Origin of the sequence: Bordetella sp. 02P26C-1 (assembly GCF_009763255.1) — a bacterium.
Lineage (GTDB): Bacteria > Pseudomonadota > Gammaproteobacteria > Burkholderiales > Burkholderiaceae_B > Bordetella_A.
Window position 1 is genome coordinate 1 of the sequence record NZ_WSJB01000032.1, and the last position, 17,859, is coordinate 17,859.

Annotated in this window: 14 protein-coding genes and 1 pseudogene; 4 read left to right on the forward strand and 11 right to left on the reverse strand. The window is 52.6% G+C overall.

Annotated elements, in window-relative coordinates; all coding sequences use genetic code 11:
* The first annotated feature begins 220 nt into the window (after positions 1-220).
* From tnpA to GOQ28_RS16470, 4 genes are all read left to right on the forward strand, one after another.
* A complete protein-coding gene (tnpA, locus tag GOQ28_RS16455) occupies positions 221-562 on the forward strand; it encodes an IS66-like element accessory protein TnpA (protein ID WP_160357220.1) in 342 nt (113 codons plus the stop codon).
* Positions 562-903 carry an IS66 family insertion sequence element accessory protein TnpB gene (tnpB, locus tag GOQ28_RS16460; RefSeq protein WP_160357221.1) on the forward strand — a complete coding sequence of 114 codons (342 nt, stop codon included), beginning with the start codon at positions 562-564 and terminating at the stop codon, positions 901-903. The genes tnpA and tnpB overlap by 1 nt, the downstream gene beginning before the upstream one ends.
* A 67-nt stretch (positions 904-970) precedes the next feature.
* The gene (gene tnpC / locus GOQ28_RS16465) at positions 971-2,488 is read left to right on the forward strand and encodes an IS66 family transposase (protein WP_160357222.1); all 1,518 of its coding nucleotides are present in this window, start codon (positions 971-973) and stop codon (positions 2,486-2,488) included.
* Complete coding sequence (locus tag GOQ28_RS16470; RefSeq protein WP_160348593.1) at positions 2,449-3,060, forward strand: plasmid pRiA4b ORF-3 family protein; 612 nt, start codon at positions 2,449-2,451, stop codon at positions 3,058-3,060. Before tnpC ends, GOQ28_RS16470 begins: the two co-directional genes overlap by 40 nt.
* 28 nt (positions 3,061-3,088) lie before the next feature.
* Here GOQ28_RS16470 and GOQ28_RS16475 read toward each other — a convergent pair.
* The 11 genes and pseudogenes from GOQ28_RS16475 to GOQ28_RS16525 form a co-directional block, all read right to left on the reverse strand.
* Positions 3,089-3,534: pseudogene (locus GOQ28_RS16475) on the reverse strand (transposase); the annotation flags it as partial.
* 211 nt (positions 3,535-3,745) lie between these two features.
* On the reverse strand, positions 3,746-4,630 hold the full coding sequence (locus GOQ28_RS16480; protein WP_160357223.1) for a hypothetical protein: 885 nt from the start codon (positions 4,628-4,630) through the stop codon (positions 3,746-3,748).
* Between the two features lie 335 nt (positions 4,631-4,965).
* The gene (locus GOQ28_RS16485; protein WP_160357224.1) at positions 4,966-5,985 is read right to left on the reverse strand and encodes a hypothetical protein; all 1,020 of its coding nucleotides are present in this window, start codon (positions 5,983-5,985) and stop codon (positions 4,966-4,968) included.
* Between the two features lie 105 nt (positions 5,986-6,090).
* Positions 6,091-8,871: a glycosyltransferase family A protein gene (locus tag GOQ28_RS16490; RefSeq protein ID WP_160357225.1), complete on the reverse strand. Its 2,781-nt coding sequence runs from the start codon at positions 8,869-8,871 to the stop codon at positions 6,091-6,093.
* A 33-nt stretch (positions 8,872-8,904) separates the two neighbouring features.
* Positions 8,905-10,245 carry a class I SAM-dependent methyltransferase gene (locus GOQ28_RS16495; protein WP_160357226.1) on the reverse strand — a complete coding sequence of 447 codons (1,341 nt, stop codon included), beginning with the start codon at positions 10,243-10,245 and terminating at the stop codon, positions 8,905-8,907.
* A 146-nt stretch (positions 10,246-10,391) separates the two neighbouring features.
* On the reverse strand, positions 10,392-11,471 hold the full coding sequence (locus GOQ28_RS16500; RefSeq protein WP_160357227.1) for an alginate lyase family protein: 1,080 nt from the start codon (positions 11,469-11,471) through the stop codon (positions 10,392-10,394).
* 143 nt (positions 11,472-11,614) lie between these two features.
* Positions 11,615-12,781 carry a nucleotide sugar dehydrogenase gene (locus GOQ28_RS16505; protein WP_160357228.1) on the reverse strand — a complete coding sequence of 389 codons (1,167 nt, stop codon included), beginning with the start codon at positions 12,779-12,781 and terminating at the stop codon, positions 11,615-11,617.
* Between the two features lie 124 nt (positions 12,782-12,905).
* Entirely contained in the window at positions 12,906-14,882 is a 1,977-nt protein-coding gene (locus GOQ28_RS16510; RefSeq protein ID WP_160357229.1) for a glycosyltransferase, read from the reverse strand.
* Between the two features lie 87 nt (positions 14,883-14,969).
* Positions 14,970-16,034 carry a polysaccharide biosynthesis/export family protein gene (locus GOQ28_RS16515; RefSeq protein ID WP_160357230.1) on the reverse strand — a complete coding sequence of 355 codons (1,065 nt, stop codon included), beginning with the start codon at positions 16,032-16,034 and terminating at the stop codon, positions 14,970-14,972.
* A 37-nt stretch (positions 16,035-16,071) separates the two neighbouring features.
* Positions 16,072-17,184, reverse strand: coding sequence for an ABC transporter permease (locus GOQ28_RS16520; protein ID WP_160357231.1), 1,113 nt, complete (start codon positions 17,182-17,184; stop codon positions 16,072-16,074).
* A gap of 17 nt (positions 17,185-17,201) precedes the next feature.
* Positions 17,202-17,858: an ABC transporter ATP-binding protein gene (locus tag GOQ28_RS16525; RefSeq protein ID WP_160357232.1), complete on the reverse strand. Its 657-nt coding sequence runs from the start codon at positions 17,856-17,858 to the stop codon at positions 17,202-17,204.
* Position 17,859 lies beyond the last annotated feature (1 nt).

The following is a 17,859-nucleotide window of genomic DNA, read 5'->3' on the forward strand; positions in this document are numbered from 1 at the left end:
TTCCAACTCGCGGTAGATCCGGTAGACGCGTTTGTGGTTGTATTTCAAACCCTTCACGTTGCGCAGATACAGGAAGCATAGGCCGAACCCCCAATTGCGCTGTAAGCGTCCGCTGAACACCGTCTAGCGCGGTAATAAATCAGCCCCGAGAATACCGATCTCGGGCACCTTCAAATTCGTGTCCACAAAAAAATTTATGGACATAAATTTCAGGGATAAGATGACAGACAGGCCGCGCAAGTACCAACACCACCCCACCGCGTTTAAGCGCCAGGTTGTCGAGGCGTCGCTGGTGCCGGGGACGTCAGTCGCGGCGTTGGCGCTGGAGTACGGTATCAACGCCAACCAAATCTGGGCCTGGCGCAAGTTGTATAACGAAGGGCGTTTGAACATGGCGGCGCAACCGTTGCTGGCCGTTGACGTCGTCGATGTCGAGCCGAAGTCGCCCGGGACCTCGCCAGCAGGCCAATTTGAGATCACGATCGGTTCGGCACGGTTGCGCGTGTCTGGCACAGTTGATCCTCTAATGCTCAAGACGGCGATTGCCGCGTTGCGCGCGTGATGCTGCCGCCGACCAACACCCGCATCTGGATTGTGGCTGGCGTGACCGATATGCGTTGTGGCTTCGATGGGCTGGCGGCCAAGGTGCAATTGCATTTGCGATCAGATCCGTTCGGCGGCAATGTATTTGTGTTCCGTGGCCGGCGTGGTGATCGCATCAAGATCCTGTGGTTTGATGGCGATGGGATGTGCCTATTCTGCAAACGCTTGGAAGCGGGTCGCTTCGTTTGGCCGCAAGCCGAGAACGGACGCGTGGCGCTGACATCGGCACAATTGGCCATGCTGCTTGAAGGCATCGACTGGCGCAGCCCGCGACGCACGGCGCCGACGCTTGTGGCGTGATAAAAAATTGCAGCGGTAATGGCGTCAATCATGCATGACGCTGGCATAGCCCGATAAAATATCGGCTATGCAAACAACACCTGCTGCCGACACGAACGACATTGCTGCCCTCAAGGCAGTCATTGCGTCCATGCAGCAAGAGCTGGATTACCTGCGTTGGCAGCTTGCCAAGGCTCGGCAAGAGCGCTTCGGGCGCAGCAGCGAGCGTGGTGACCTGCTCAATCAGCTAGCGCTGTATCAAGAAGCGCCGATTCCTATGGATACGCCGGCCGCGGATACCGTCATTGCGCCTATCAAGTCAGATACGCCACGTCAGCCATCGCACCGTAAACCCTTGCCTGAGAGCCTGCCACGCGAAGAGCATGTGCTGCTTCCCCTGACGGGCTGTGGATGTCCGGCCTGCGGCGGTATGCTCAAGCCACTGGGTGAGGACGTCAGCGAGATGCTGGAATACGTGCCAGCGAGCATCAAGGTCGTGCGCACGGTACGCCCCAAGCTGGCTTGCGGGCGTTGCGATGCCATCGTGCAAGCCCCCGCGCTCAGCCGCCCCATCGAACGCGGCCTGGCCGGTCCCGGCTTGCTCGCCCAGGTACTGGTGTCTAAGTACTGCGACCATCAGCCGCTCTACCGCCAAAGCGCGATTTATGCGCGCCACGGCGTGGAACTATCTCGTTCGACGCTGGCCGATTGGGTCGCCGCCAGCAGTCGGCTGTTGCGTCCCTTAGTGCAGGCCCTGCACGGCCATGTGACGGCCAGCCAGAAGATCCACGCTGACGACACGCCAGTGCCGGTGTTGGCCCCAGGTCGTGGCAAGACCAAGACGGCGCGCTTATGGACTTATGTCCGTGACGATCGACCGGCCGGCCTCGATACGCCACCCGCCGTCTGGTTCGGATACTCGCCGGACCGCAGGGGCGAACATCCCGCCAAACACCTGAAGCACTTCGCCGGTATCGTGCAAGCCGATGGCTATGCGGGATTCAACCGTTTGTACGAGACGGGCAACGTCTTGGAAGCCGCCTGTTGGGCGCATGTGCGCCGCAAGTTCTACGACATCGCGCAGCAGCAGGCCAGCCCCCTGGCATTGGAGGCCATCGCACTCATCGGCGAGCTCTACAGCATCGAGGCACAAATACGTGGCCAGCCGGCAGATCAACGACAGCAGGTACGCCAGGCGCGGGCCGGCCCCTTGTTGGCGTCGCTGCATGACTGGCTACATGGGACATTACGCGCGCTTTCGCGCAAGTCGGCGCTCGCTGAGGCGATACGCTACGCGCTTGCCCGCTGGGTTGCCTTGACGCGCTACGTCGATGACGGTCGCATCGAGATCGACAACAATGCAGCCGAGCGAGCCTTACGCGTGGTCGCTCTGGGGCGCAAGAACTATCTGTTCGCAGGATCGGATGCGGGCGGTCATAGCGCAGCGGCAATCTACAGCCTGCTGGGTACGGCGGCGCTCAATGGAATCGAACCCATGGCCTATCTGCGAGAAGTGCTGGCGCGCATCGCGGATCACCCCATCAACCGCATCCAGGAGTTGTTGCCATGGAATCTGGTTTTACCCTGCAACGAAAAGGCGGCGTAAGCCGCGCAAAGGTCGTTGCCTTGCAAGGCACGGCGCTGGTGTTACGCATTGACCTGCGCCACATCACGCCAGTCATCCATCGCACGATCGTCGTGCCCAGCCGCATCACACTACCCAAGCTGCACGTGACGATTTTGCGGGCGATGGGCTGGCAGGGCGGGCATCTGCATGAGTTCACGATCCATGGCAAGCGCTATGGCGAACCGGACCCCGACTATCCAGAGCTCAACCTGCAAAGCGAAAAGCGGGTGCGACTGGACAAAGCGTTAGGCGATGCCCAAAGCCTCCTCTATCTCTACGACTTCGGTGATTACTGGGAACACGATCTGCGTATCCTCGAGGTGGCTTCCTTCAACGGCCCGTTGACTTCACCCTGGTGCCTGGACGGCGCCAACGCCTGCCCGCCGGAAGATGTCGGCGGCCCGCCAGGCTATGAACACTTCCGGCAAGTGCTCTCTGATAGAAATCACCCTGAGTACGATGACATGCTGATCTGGCATGGCAAACGCTTCGATCCCGCCGCCTTCGACCTCAATGAGGTCAACCAGCGGTTGAGCCAGATACAAATCTAAAGCAAGACGGCCTGGGCCGGACGCTTACATTGCGCTGGTTGTGCGTCAACTTGATCAGCCAGTCAGCAATAGCTTCATTTTCGGCTGAACCCTTAGCCTGATAGCGGTAACAGGTCTGGCTCACGCCAAACGTGTCGCACGCCAGGCGCACAGTCATTGACCGTTCTCGAACCGCTCTTATGGCCATCTCACGTCGCTGAGATGGCCTCACCACTTTTTTTCGATAGCCTCTTTCAGAACGTCAGCCTTTAGCCGCTCCTCGGCGTACATTTTTTTGAGCCGAGCGTTTTCCGCCTCCAACTCTTTCATGCGCGCCATCAGCCCTGCGTCCATACCGCCATACTTGGCCCGCCACTTGTAGAAACTGGCGCTGCTCATTCCGTGTTCTCGGCAGAGTTCAGGCACGGGCGTTCCGGCCTCAGCCTGTTTCAGGATCGCGATGATTTGGCTATCGGTAAATCGTGAGGTCTTCATGCAAAATTTTCCAAGGTCCTGCTGTTAGAAAATTCTACCTTCCACGACGGTTAACTAGCGGGGGGATTACCGTAGGAAATTCCCGGACAGGTCATAGCACACAGAGCCATTAGGCCAACAGTTTGCAATCATCTCGAACCCACAAACCTTTCCTCCGCCCTGACTCGGATACGGAGGTTTTACTCAGGCAATTTGCATCCGGCTGCGCCGCTTATGCGAGATGATTCCCATGCTGCAGCGCCGCCACACACCGATCGCGAAGTTGTTTAATGCTTTTTTCGTTCGCTTTTCTACCCATTTCAGGCATCTTTTCAGCGGCAACTAACAGCCTCAACGCAGCCCGATACCGGCCATGTCGTACGGCATGCTTTGCCAGATTGAAGACATAGAATCGGGTATTTTTAGCCTCCGTGGACAAACCCGAAAACACCGGATTGTCTCCAGAGATATAGCCACGCACCAGTTGCTGCAACTGGCCAGACCTCGCCAGGATCAAGCCAGAGGGATGACCAGAATGCGGAACTTTGACGTAATCAAGTCGCGGGAAGGCCCGCTTGACGATATGTCTCACATATTGATTGTCAAACTTATCATGAGGATCGTAAATCACTGCCCCCTTCTTGCCCTGGATACTCCAGCGCTCCATCTGCTCGTGTAAATAGGGTACATGTCGTCGGCGATAAATATCACTCCCGAACTTTGGATGTATAGACATTCGCGGTGAGATGGCAATTGGGAAAAAGTCATTATTCCTACTGAAATACAAAGCCGCATATGCCCCTCCACTGCTTCCATACAAATAAACCCGCTCATACGCGCCCGATATGCCCGCTAGGACGTTGTCGAACTCACACAGCGATAGATCTTGATACCACAGGGGCCGCCTCCTACAGAAGCTGAGCACGTCACACCCGAGATTTAATAGAAAACTCTTACCGAAGGTTGGGTGACGGAGCAGCTCATCCTTCGTATAACGCGCTTTGACTCCAGCCTCGAAGGTGACGACAAGCGTGGCCACGGGGGAGACGGCGCGCGTGAACAACGCGATTGTATTTCCGTTATCAAAAATCTCTTTAGTTTCGTACCCGTATTTCAATTCACATCACCATTCTCTTGCGCTCTGCTGCGAGTTTAAAAGATAAACGAAGCGTGAAACCGAGCTTGCACCCGGACTGTATCCATCTTTAGCCCTGCACCGGAGACGATTTTCTTCATAGCCGACCTCCTTGAGAGAACACAATCACCAGCCACCCATACGTTGCGAGCGCCGAGCGTGCTGGCGATGTACCCTCTTTGCCGCAGCCAGGCTGGCCTAATTTCTACCGACCCCAAAAAGCGTAACTCCAGCCCGCGTAATTAGCTCAATGCCAGGGTATCAAGCATGATCTGAAGAACCGGAGCAACCAACGAGCGGGGAGTTCAAAATTACGCCTACACTCGTCCTAAAATTTTCTGAGCATGTCCCGTTTCAAACAACTCGTCTACAGATCCTTGTTCAAGGTATAGATTGGACAGGATTTGCGACCAAACATCACCGGGAGCTGCGGTGTGGCCTTTCCCCCAATTACCCATTAGGGCAAGCACGTTGCCCTGCTGAAACGGACCAACTTCCATCGACATCTTCACACCCAAGGCGCGCATGAACCTAGAGTAATGCTGTTCGACGTGAAACTTGTCATTCACGTTCTGCATATAGATAATCCGATTAAGCATCTTTCCTTGAGATGGCCGATAAAACCAGCAAAGATTCTTCACTATACCTAGAGTTAATTGCGGCTTTTTAGCGGCTAACTCAATATCATCAATGCCATAGCAAGTCCGTAAAAATTCCAGGACAATTCTTTCCCAATACTTGAGTATATTGGTTTGAGGATTACAGACTAGCGCGATCGACCGTGGATAGAGCCGCGAAAAATACAGGCTGGCAAAGCCTCCTCCGGAAGCTCCAACGAACACAAGCATGCTTGGCTTAGCTAACGAAATCAACTTGTCGAGCACTAGCGGAACTATAACCTTCTGAGTGGCGAATTCCTTTGATCCTGCATACCAACCTATGATGATTTCCTTGTTAAAGTGTAGCGCCGGATCACTAATCGCTAGCCGAGAGCATTCCTGAGGATGAATACGATTTCCGGAAAATATCGGCAGTTTAATATTTCGCTCTACACGGCGTTGCGCCCCCTGGAAATAGATATATAGAGGCATACCAGGCTTAATAACAGAGTACAAGTCAAGGTAGGTAGCACCGATATTGACCGACGTAAGGCCGTCTTTCAATTCCTCAGCCGCAGCGAAGTCCGCCAAGCTTTCAAAATAATTCCGCATCCCTCCCCAGCGTGATTCGTTCCGAAGATCGTTATCCCCCAGGCTGATAATGCATCGCGGCTCGCTATCGCGTTGCCCCCTTTCAGGAAGCGTCGATACAGCCCTGGCGTTGGTACTTTTCCGCATATATTAATGCCGACGACTTAAAAATCAAATAGTAATGGTCGCCCGCCATCGTTTGGAAATGGCGGGTAGCCTATAGCACGCTCGCCCTACCTGTGAAGCCTATTACTACGCAGCTTGGCTTTCAACTGCCGAAGTTAATGTGGCAGCCTGAAGGCGCACAGATTCCAGCTGCGAAATACGTTCACCAAATGTGCGCACATCACAATATCGCACAACAAACTGGCGGCCCCGTCGCACCTGTTCGAGATAACGGGCCTCTGAACGCCATAATCCTTCTATCACGTCTCCCACGTCCTCCGCATCGGCATATAGCGCGGCATCACCAAAAGTTTGCCGGAATACTGGGGGCAAAACCACAGCTACCCCGATAGCCATTGCTTCCATCACCGCACGGCCGAACTCTTCAATATACTTTTCATGAGGGTAATGGATATAGAAATCTAGATCCTGGAGAAAGTCGTCTGCTTCGATGCTACCGAACGGGATAACTTCCCAATTGGGAGGAAGGTCGCCTATAACATCTGAGGCACATGACGCTCCACCCAGCATGCGTACCGGCCAAGGTTTGTTCGCGAGATAGGCCGCTCTCAAAGCGTCAGGATTACTCGGCCACTTAGTGTACGCATCGCGGCCGTGCCTTCCAATTATGGGGACAGCTGAATAGCCACCGCGCCAGCGCAATGTGCCCTTTGTCCACTCCTCCGCCTCGATCATAGGAGACCACACGCCCGGATACGGCTTTGGATATCGCTCGTCGCGTTCCATTAAGCCACGAACCAATTCCGAAATAGCAATCCAAATACCCTCTTTACCGAACAGCGTACGCAGGTTGGCGCGCACGATCAGAGGGTCATACTGCGGGTCCGAACCGTCGTATAAGCGCTCTGCAAACTGATTGACGATGACGATCACTTCATCCGTTCGAATCTCGGGGAAGTCATCGAGCATATTATTTATAATGGCCGGATAACCAAAAAGTACGAATTTGCTCGTGACTTTGTCACCAGGCGTCAATATATCCACGTCATAATTTAAACAAGCATCATACAACTTTGGGTTTACGGAGGCATGGATATTTAGGTCAAACTTCCTCCAGTGAACGACTGCAACCTTTTTACCGAGCTTACACGCGGCAATTATGTAATTTAGAGTCGAAACGAAGGCGCCGCCCTTAAGTGCAAAATCCGAAATAACCACAAAATCGTAGTGCACGTCGTCCCCACGATTAACGCGCATGCCCCGCGCAAGTGGGTACTCACGTTTGCCGCTCAGCAACGATTGGTTATGCCAAACAACACGCTTTGCGTGCCAATATTGATAGGCGTCGCGGTGGAACCAACGCATGCCGAACAGAAGACTGCGGACAGCCGTAGCCTTAGACCTGGTAAGCGAGTCGTCTCGAGACAGCGCCAGCGAAAGAATCTGACTATATCGTGTCTTGCAGATAGCGTCAGGCCCAAATCGCTGTAATAGACGAGTACGAAACTCCGCGTCACCGTTCACGCGCACCACATCCCAGCCACCCAGTTCCTGCAATACAGTCCGGTCGAACATCAGCGACGAAAAGTTCAGGTCTAAGAGTGATGACTTTGCTCGCCAAGGACCAACCACCTCTAAGTTCTCGGTTACACGAACCCAGTATGAGATGCAGGCGTGCGCAGTCGCGTTACGCTTTAGCGCGTTGACCTGTAGTTCAATCTTAGAAGGATGAGACCAATCATCGCTATCATGAACAGTAATGTAATCTCCCGTGGCGTGACGCAGACCAGCGTTGCGAGCAGCATACGCGCCCCCATTCCGCTTCTGTCTAATTAACTTTATTCGTCTGTGTTCGCGCTGGTACTCTTGAACAATCCTAACGCTGTCATCCGTACTGACATCATCGACGACGATTATCTCTAAATTTCGCCACGTCTGGTTTAATAAGCTATCTAGTACCAGCGCTATCGTCTGTCGCGCGTTGAACATCGGGATGACGATCGATACCTTCGGCCCGCCGGTCGCTTTCGCCGCGTTACCCCGTTTGGATGCCAGATTGTAAAAGTGAAGTGGTTGGGAAGGATCTTTTAACTGAAGGCCGGACAATTTCCCTTCCGAAAACATTTCATTAAGGACCGCCAACTGCGCCGACTGCACCTGAAGCAAGTCCTCGCCACGATAAAGACCTTCATGACGTATAAGTGTCGCCTTGAGTAAGAGCAGATCGGTCTTAACTTTCATGTGCCTCATGCCGAAATCTATTCGAGCATGTGCTTGATCCCATCGACGCAACTTTATGCATACGAGGACCTCCAACAACAACACCTTCTTTTCAAACTCTGGGTGGAAAATATTATAAAACTGAATATTTTCTAGTGCCCTTAGATTGTCTTCGTGGAAATAGTACCAACGTGCTAAAAACCAGGCGGCCTCAGCGCGCTCAGCGGACAAGACACCTTCATCTCTCTTAGTCTCCTCTAAGAGAGAAGAGGAAAATCTGGAATAACCACCCCACAGCTTGCGATCAAGCTCCTCAACGGCGAACTTACTGGTGGGCCTCTGGATTTCCGAGGCCGCTGCTGACACAGTGTGTAAGCCCTCTTGAGGAAATTCTAGACGCGGGACAATTTCGACAGATTTCTGAGCTCTTCTGCCTTCACGTTGGCCATATTTCAAGAAGTGGTAGTACGGATTTAACCCGGCCTTTTTTACGTCCGGATACGTATTCAGGTACACCCGCGTGGAGAATTCGGGACTAGGGTCGCGGTCCAAAAGCGCCCCCAGATGGACGTAGTGATAAATGGGATCGACACCCAGACGAAGAACATCTGGGTATCGCTGCAGATACCACTCGCAATCGAATTCCCCGTTTTTTTTAATGTACTCAATGATATGATTACTTTCCATTTTCCAAATCTGTGTATGCATTACAATCAAAATTTATAGGCTATTTATTTTTCGATTTTCCGCCTGACCGAACCTAAGAAAATGGACTAATGGATTTAAACTCGAGTCTCGGACATCCGGGTTATTTTCCAGATAGAAATTCGTATTAAATTTCTGTGAGGGATTGAAGCCGAGCGTCGCGCCAGTCGTCAGATAGTGATACGCACTCTTGCGCTGCATCTTCTCGTTACCGAGATAGGTGCGAGCATACCAAGCACTATCGAAAAACTCCGAGCTTTCAATTAAGCGAACGGCCGCTGACAAATTTGACGTCTTGCGTGTTGCCGACGGTTTGAACCATCTTGCTACGCGCTTGAAGTCAAATTGGGTGGGCTTTTTATTCGAAGATGCTGGCGGCCTTTTCGAACAGCGGTCGATTAACGCTTGCTTCTCGATGACTAAAGCGCTCAGCTTCGTGAGGTCCTCTTCCAATGCCTCCACTCGGTTTCGCATCTCGGTCCAAGCCTTCTGTAGCCTTAGGTTCTCCTCGCGGAGAGTCTTGCGTTCGGAGTCTCGCAAACCAGTAGGATCCCTATCCCCCTGCCCCGACTTTAAAGAGGTACAAACTGCGGCCAACGTCGGAGCAACTTCAGCTTGATTCCTTGGCGGATCCTCATGTGTCACGCTCCCTCCTGCCGCACCTTTTGCAGAAAGCCCGCGTCCTAAATGCTCGAACATATTTCGCAAAACCATCCGCTCTTCACGCGTTTTAGTATAAGAGAACAACTGTTCTACGGTATGTGACAGAGAGCCCCCAATCGCGAACATACGGAGGCCTGATGCGTGAACGAACTCGATTGACCGATAGCGCGGAACCATACTGGCCAGTATTCTGGATGCTTCTTCAGTCATACGTTCAGACCGCGTACCAGAAATCATCATGACCCCCCGCTGCGAGACTCGTTCCAACAGCGTCCGCACCGTCTCCGAGTTCATGTCTGCAAGATGAGCTATATCGAGGTGAACGATGTCAATACTTTCAGCGGGCAACGACGGCAAGCACTCACTTAGCGTCCCCCGCATTCGCCTGGCGGAAGTTAGGACATCTCGAGCCCGTTTTGGAGCGTCAGATAACGTGGCGTAGTCACAAATTACATCTAACTGCAGACGTTGAACGCCTTCGCTCATCACCACTAATGAGCTCATGTCTTCCGTGCAGAAATCAATAATTCGGCGTGGACGTACGGCGTCTATCATCCAGAAAACAAAAGGTGCATGCTCAATCCACGAAGACGAGCGGATGTTTCTTGGACGCCAAAACATCGCTGCTGACCCCAACGCTTCTATAGGATGAGCCAAACTACAGCTACGAATTTGTTCAGGTTCCGTATGCATATTAACTAATCGTTGATCGTGGTTAGCGTGCATTAAAGAGCACAGGCCAATAAATACACCGCTCGTCGCGTGATCTCCGCACCAGTGCCGCGTAATTCCCCGGCAGCTGTCCGCAGGGTAACATGGCCGGCAGCGAGACACGGACACTATTGGTAAGGTGTAGAAGTCAGCTTGCCACCAAGGTACAAAGTTCCTTTTATTGGATATTTTTTCAAAAAGGCGTTGTATTTCGCATCCGGAAATCGGTTAGCGAACGGTACCAACCATTCTAAGTCCGTCCCGGATACGGATTGTTTGAGCTGCTTAACGCCGGCCTCCCGCTGTACGATTCGCGGATCGTTAAGGCCATCCAAAGACAGGTTAACTAGACGGTACAGTCCGTTGTCGTTAAGCGAATATAAATCGTCACCGTTAATCCATGCGATCTCGGCAATAGCTATTAGAGGCTGAAGCGCAAACAGATGATAGCGAAGCGCCCGCGCTCCACGCTTTAGTTCCTGCGGCAGCGTTCCGTCCGGCCGAATTGAGTTGATCCCATGCCGAGCCCACTGGACACCCCATTCATAAAGATCAGGTCTCCCGCCGGCAATTCCCGCGTTGATTACAGCAAGGCCAGCCCAGTATCTGAGGTTATGCTCGCTAGTTTTAGGCATAAAGGTCGAATGGAATCGCATAACTCCTTCAGCGAGCGTTACAAGCCATTCAACAATTATTCTCTGCTGGTTCGAATCCAAGCCACTTGCGTGGCGCACCTTGAGCCAAGCCGTGGCGTACGAATTCAATATCCAAGCACGGAACAATTCTGCCTGATTCCCGGTGAGCTTTCCGGTCAAAGCGCGGCCCTTAGCTTGATCCAGCAACAAGCGGCTCGCACATCGCGCCACTTCAGTATCTCCAGCAGCCCGATACGTGTCTGCCAATTCAACAACTTGTTTTGCTGCCGTGCGCGCATTCCGTGTAGCGTCCAGGTACGCCGATCTCTTCGCGGGGTCGACGGTATAGCTGTCATCCTCATAGTATTTAAACGCTTTAATGTTCCTAACCGGCGCGACGCCGGTAGGACAACTGACGTTCTGATTTCCGTACGACGATGTCGTACTGTCCCAGGGGCTCTCCAATGTCGCGGCGTTAGCCGCGAACGCCGGAAAAATCTCTATAAGTAGCCAGACCACCCAAGCAACGCATCTAGCCCCGAAAAGTCGCTGCGGAAAAGCAAGTTGGACCACGTTCCTCTCCAGAAGTAACTGGCGCGGTAAATACCGCAGCACCCAACGAAGTTATGTATGCATCGCCTGACGACAGTGTGTCCACTCCTGCAACATCTCGTGCAAGAAATTATCGGCCCGACAACCTGACGAGATGACCGCAACTAGTCGCCACCGAACACATCACGCGAGTACACTTTGTGGCATACGCTAAGTAGTGCCTCGGACATACGGTTAGTAACGATGACGTCGGAGAGGTTCACAAACTCCTCAAAGTCATTGACGACACGAGAGTGAAAGAATTCTGGTTCTTGAAGCGTAGGCTCATACACGATGACCTCCACGCCTTTGGACTTAATGCGCTTCATCACTCCCTGAATGCTTGATGAGCGAAAGTTATCGGACCCGCTCTTCATAATAAGTCTATGTATTCCGACAATCTTAGGCTCCCGACGGAGAATATCGTCAGCGATAAAATCTTTCCTGGTTGTATTTGATGTGACGATCGCCTGGATTAGGTTCTGTGGCACGACGTTATAATTCGCCAGAAGTTGTTTGGTATCTTTTGGTAAACAATAGCCACCATAGCCAAATGACGGGTTGTTATAACCATGGCCCACGCGCGGATCGAGGCAGACACCTTCAATAATCTGTTGTGTATTAAGATCGTGGATGGCGGCATATGTATCTAACTCATTAAAGAAAGAAACTCGCATTGCCAGATATGTGTTAGCGAACAACTTTATAGCCTCCGCTTCAGTCGACCCAGTAAACAATACGGGGACGTCTGGAACCAGCGCAGCAGAGCGGAGTAAATTCGCAAAGCATTCCGCTCGCTCAGACACCTCTCCGACGATTATTCTTGCTGGATACAAATTATCATGGAGCGCCTTACCTTCACGCAGAAATTCCGGGGAGAAAATGATCCGATCACACCCGAACTCGCTTTTGACCCTCGCCGTGTACCCAACGGGCACAGTCGATTTAATGACCATGATAGCTTCGGGATTTATTTCCATCACATCACTAATGACCGCCTCAATCGACTTGGTATTGAAGTAGTTGGTCTCTGGATCATAATCCGTCGGCGTGGCTATGATGACATACTCGGCGTTAGTATAGGCTTCATGTTTGTCCAGTGTGGCTCGGAAGTTGAGCGGCTTCTCCCGGAGAAACATTTCGATGTCCTGATCCACGATGGGCGACTCATTGCGCGCCAACATCTCCACTTTCTCAGGAACAATATCTAAAGCGACTACTTCATGCTGCTGGGCCAACAGCACGCCGTTAGACAACCCTACATAGCCCGTGCCTGCAACGGCAATCTTCATATAGACCTCTATTTATCACGCAATGAAATGACGAGGGAATGGGATAAGCTAGGTAAAGCCAGAAGCCGCAAGCAATTCAGCGTAAGTTGTGGCGCAGCATATCCGCCGTACAGGCCGGGACTCTTCATGAGCTCATCCAAGGAAGTTCCACAATATTTAGAGCCGCTCGTAATTGGTCAGGCCATCGATTCTGAACGAACATAATTTTAAAATCTTCGCTAACCGCAGCGCTGCTACGTTGAAGCTCGCGTGTCGCCGCCTGTGCCGCATGGCGGACCTTAGCGTTCGCCACATAAACAATGCGTTTTCTGAACATATTCCGGACCAGATCGCACATAATCCTGTCGGATCGATAGTGGCGGCCGTTCGCGTAGTCCAGACCTCCGCAGCTATCCCAAACAGGGCGTTTTATATACACGCAAAAAAAAGGCGCGAAATTCAACTCTACCAATCGGCCCTCATGGAACAATGAAATATCACTTATGTTTCTATGGTGCGCAGAGAGGGAGACGTCACATTCCCTTTGCAGATCGGCGTATGGAACATGATCACGCATGTTAGCCGTTCCTGCCGGTACAACCTGCCTTGGCACGCTAATCGCAATCTCGTCGTCGTGATATGCGGTCTGCTGCAGAATGGTTAACGCATCGGTTTCCAATTCGGCATCGTTGTTTAATAAGAGCACGTCAGCGTCCCTTGATGCAACCGCCACTCCCTGGTTGACAGCGTACGAAAAGCCATAATTCACGTCATTGAGAATAACTTTTACGTTTGGGTGACGCAAACTAGTGACAAACTCCTTTACCTCGTCGGAGGAGTTATTATCGACGATGACCAACTCAAATAATTCTTGCGAGAGATACGGCTGCAGGGAGTCCACGCATCGACGCAAATGCTCTAAAGCCTCAAAACTCGGAATCACGACACACACGCGCCTGGCGAGAGTAGCCTTTGCAGAGGAAGAAGCGCCTGTCCATTTATGGCAAACATAGTCGTAAGCCGGCTGGAAAGGCACCGTGCTTGTAATCGAGTTAGCGACCGAAGCGGCGTAATAATTCGATTGGACAAACGGAACGGAACATATGCGGCCACTGGCCTTAATTTGCAAGATGAAGTCCCAGTCGACCAACCTTTGTAAGTTCTCGTCAAAACGAACTCCGGCATCTAACACGCGACGCCGGTGCACTAGGCAATTTAAGTCGATATAGTTGTGCTGCTCGAGCAGAGATTCATTCATCGCCCCAAATCTAATTGCGAACGGTGCCTTGGCATGAATCGAGTCATAAAGATACTGCCCACTGTATACTGCATCGATCTCGGTATGATCGTTGAGCGACGCGATTGATGCTGCCAGAAAATCGGATAACCAGATGTTATCAGAATCCAGATACGCAATTATGTCGCCGCGCGCCTCCTTCAAGCCGATATTTCTAGCTGCACATACACCAACATGTTCTGTGAGCACTACATGTCTAACTCGGCTGTCGACGCACGCTAGTTCGCTAGCTACAGCGACCGATTGATCCTCACTTCCATCATCAATAATGATGAGCTCTAGATTCAGGTAGCTCTGAGTCAGCACGGACACGGCGGCTCGCCTCAAGGTAGAGTCACGATTCCGCACAGGCATAATGACAGAGACCAAAATGGTGTGATCGGTCAAGCGATTAACCAAGCAATTCTTGATGTTTTCCATGGCGGCAAAACAGCGCCGGTCTTCTTCGGTGAAGGGCGCACGCACGATGGGACACAACAGGCTGAATATTAGGTATTCACTCAAGTTCGTGTACGGTTTGGGGACGCTCGCTGCCGGCCCTGCAACAAAAGGTCTATGCTGGATGTAGTGCAACAACGGATTAGCAGTCGCCTCATCCGATCCTATCGCGTGGATATACGTTTCCGGGTCGAACCAAGGCCCCGGCCGTCGCTGCTCTGCAGCGCCGTGACGCACGTAATGGACTGCTGGGTCAAAGCCAGCATCAGCAACATCCGGATACTGGCGAAGATACCAACCGGCGTCGAACAGATCGCTCTGGCGCACGATTTGGCTAACCGCGTCGTCAATTGATGTGAGCTTTCGCTTACGCCGGAAAAATAACATGATTAATTAGCTCGCTTAACCTTACAGCACCGCCCCAAAAAACCCCAGCGGCGTTGGCCAGTATCATCCTCAAATAGATTTCCGCTGCTAAAAACCATTTTGCAGCGTGCGACCGAAGGCCATGGCTTGGACGATTGGCGTGATGATCTTCTGCCACTCATGAACGGCGGCATTAGTCACATAAACAGCGTCCTCAGCCTTGACCAAAAACTCCTTGGCCAGAAATACTGCCGCAGGGTCTCGCATATTCAAGCGGAAGACCTCGGGCGTTGGTTCGCTCGCCCCATTTTTACGTTCTAAGCGGAATACAAAAACGCCTTGTGGATCCGCCATCGAATCATTTAACCACCCCGCCTGCCCCAGGACTTCCAGAAGGCTCGGCTGATCAGAAGGCAAATCGTGCAACCCTGGCGTTTGGACCGCACCCATCGCCACAAACCGCTTCTTCGCCCGCGATACCACGATCTCCGAACGTGGTGAGATGGGCCGATTCAGACCATTCAAGAGACTCTGATACGAATAAACCTTCGCATCTTTTCCATCCCGCACGGTAACCGACACCAGATGCGGCTCCAATAGCGGTCCCCCCGCAAGATTTATCGCGTCTAAAAGCGTCAGCGGCCCTTGCAACGCCGAGAAACGTCCAGGTTGCTTCACTGCACCCGCCACCAGCACCGACCCCGAAACATCCCCGAGTAGATTAACCATCACCTGCGGATCGGATGCAACACCCTTGAGTCGACGGCGAATCTCCTCCTCTACCCCAACCAGTGTCTTGCCCGCGACGGGAAACCGGCCAGCATAGGGTAACGAGATCTTCCCAGCGGAATCCACACGCGCTTCGAACTTGGTGCCTCCCGCAGCTAACGGTGCAAATACTGCACTTTCGGCGCCAATATCAGCGATCATTACTTGCAAAACGTCGCCGGGGATTAACCGCACCTCAAAGCTTTTAGGTGAGGAGACCGTCGTCGCGACAGTCTCATCTCGCAGCCGAGCATAAGTGCCGATGTTCGTGGGAGCCAAATCCACTAGTTCATAGGGGATCGTGCGTTTTTCGGGCGCTTCTACAATCGCGCCAATGCGCGGGCCGGTGCCAGAGAGGATTCCCCCCGCACAACCAGAGAGCAGCACCACTAAACCCAGCGACATAAACAGCCGGGAGGAACTACGCAGGGGAAACGCTGTGCTAGTCACGATGATCCTCGATGCTCGCAATTACGAAGCGGACAATGCCGTAGATAAGAAGCAAAGCTACGAACAACGTAATTAAGTTGTAGAGCTTGTGTGGGTAGGTGGGGTCCTCGGGCACGTTTGGCTGAACAACAGTCACGAGGCTGTGGACGTTTTTATTCGCTTCGATTTTGGCGTTCTGTAATGCCGAGACGCTGAGGCGATACGCCTGCTCAGCAATTTCCGCGTCGACGCTCAACTTGCGGTAGGCTGCGGCAACGACGTTCAGGTGCCCCCCTTTCGAGGACGAAACCAGATTCGCCTTTTCGGCGTTCAATTGCCGCTCCAATGCCGAAAGTCGGTTCTTTTGCTGACGGACTTGGGGCGAATCCGCATTCAGCGTCGCTTGTAAGCTCTTCAGCGTTGCTTTCTCTGTGGCGATCGTCGCTTCCAGCCCAGCGATGATGCCTGCCTGTGACTTGGCCGAGGCTTCCGCATCCAACAGACTGTTCTTGCTTTGAAATTCGACGAGTTCTTCTCGCTTGCGCTCGTAGTCCGCATGGGCTTTCGCAAGCTCCTCCTCAGCAAACAACACTTGGTTACGCGCAATCTGACGAGAAACGTCGTTGATGTATTTCTGGCTCTCGTCAAGGATGACACTTAAGGTCTTATGAGCGAACTCCGGGGTCAAGCCCTGGACTTCGATGGAAATCAGGCCCGTCATCTCATCAATATGGACCGTCACCACCCGCTCGTAGAACTTCAACAGATCTTCCTTGGAAACGGTTTTACTGAGCCAGTAAAACGGATCCGTCAGCTGGTCTGCGAAATGCTCGTGCCACTGCAGTCGTTGCTCCAACTGGTGAAGCATGTCGGGGGAGGTCAGGTACTCGTAAAGGAAGATGGTTTCAGCCTTTGAGATCTGACGTGTCGACGTTGCAAGAATAGCGGCGCCGGCATTCTGCTGAGCCATGGCCGCCGCTCCAGCGGAGTCCACCACCACCACTTGAGCGGTGCTGGCATAGCGATCGACGGCCAGTACTGCGTAGTAAATCGCCGCAAGCAGCATCGGGATCCCTATGATCCAGAGCTGCAATCGCCTATTCCGCCGTTTAGAGCTTTTATCCATTATCGCTTTTCCATGCCTTATTTTTTTCGATATGCTTCAATACCTTGCTGCACATCGTCGTAGACGATAAGCTGGCCTTTATCAACCAGAATCACCAGGTCGCAGAGTCTCTCAACCTCCCGCATATTATGCGTGGTGAGGAAAATCTTCGATTTTACAAGCTTCTGGGCGAAAACTTCCTCGCATTTTTGGCGGAAAGTGTTGTCGCCTGCCGCCATTACCTCGTCGATTAAGTAATAGTCGAAATCGAACGCCATACTGAGGCCGAATGCGATCCGAGACTTCATCCCGGAGGAGTAGGTTCGGATAGGCTCATCAAACCAGTCACCTATATCGGCGAATTCCTGCACGTACTTTACCTTCGCGCGCATTTCCTCGCCGACGAACCCATACACCCGGCACACAAACTTTACGTTGTCGCGGGCGCTCATACTGCCCTGAAATCCTCCAGCCTGTCCAACCGGCCAGGAAATACTCTTGTCCGTGCGAATCACGCCAGAATCCGGCGCATCGACGCCGGACAACAGTCGCATCAGTGTCGACTTACCCGCACCGTTCTTACCAATAAGCGCAATATTCTTATCAGCAGGAAAAGTGAACGAGAGATTTCGAAATATGTATTTCCGTCCGCTTGCCGTCAAATACGACTTAGTGATGTTATCGAGCGTAAACATC

Coding starts and splice junctions, on each gene's coding strand:
- GOQ28_RS16515 (WP_160357230.1), bottom strand. CDS start 16,034: ATGTCGCTGGGTTTAGTGGTGCTGCTCTCTGGTTGTGCGGGGGGAATC.
- GOQ28_RS16470 (WP_160348593.1), top strand. CDS start 2,449: ATGGAATCTGGTTTTACCCTGCAACGAAAAGGCGGCGTAAGCCGCGCA.
- GOQ28_RS16505 (WP_160357228.1), bottom strand. CDS start 12,781: ATGAAGATTGCCGTTGCAGGCACGGGCTATGTAGGGTTGTCTAACGGC.
- GOQ28_RS16490 (WP_160357225.1), bottom strand. CDS start 8,871: ATGGAAAGTAATCATATCATTGAGTACATTAAAAAAAACGGGGAATTC.
- tnpB (WP_160357221.1), top strand. CDS start 562: ATGCTGCCGCCGACCAACACCCGCATCTGGATTGTGGCTGGCGTGACC.
- GOQ28_RS16485 (WP_160357224.1), bottom strand. CDS start 5,985: ATGCGGAAAAGTACCAACGCCAGGGCTGTATCGACGCTTCCTGAAAGG.
- GOQ28_RS16495 (WP_160357226.1), bottom strand. CDS start 10,245: ATGCATACGGAACCTGAACAAATTCGTAGCTGTAGTTTGGCTCATCCT.
- GOQ28_RS16520 (WP_160357231.1), bottom strand. CDS start 17,184: ATGGATAAAAGCTCTAAACGGCGGAATAGGCGATTGCAGCTCTGGATC.
- GOQ28_RS16510 (WP_160357229.1), bottom strand. CDS start 14,882: ATGTTATTTTTCCGGCGTAAGCGAAAGCTCACATCAATTGACGACGCG.
- GOQ28_RS16525 (WP_160357232.1), bottom strand. CDS start 17,858: ATGTTTACGCTCGATAACATCACTAAGTCGTATTTGACGGCAAGCGGA.
- tnpC (WP_160357222.1), top strand. CDS start 971: ATGCAAACAACACCTGCTGCCGACACGAACGACATTGCTGCCCTCAAG.
- tnpA (WP_160357220.1), top strand. CDS start 221: ATGACAGACAGGCCGCGCAAGTACCAACACCACCCCACCGCGTTTAAG.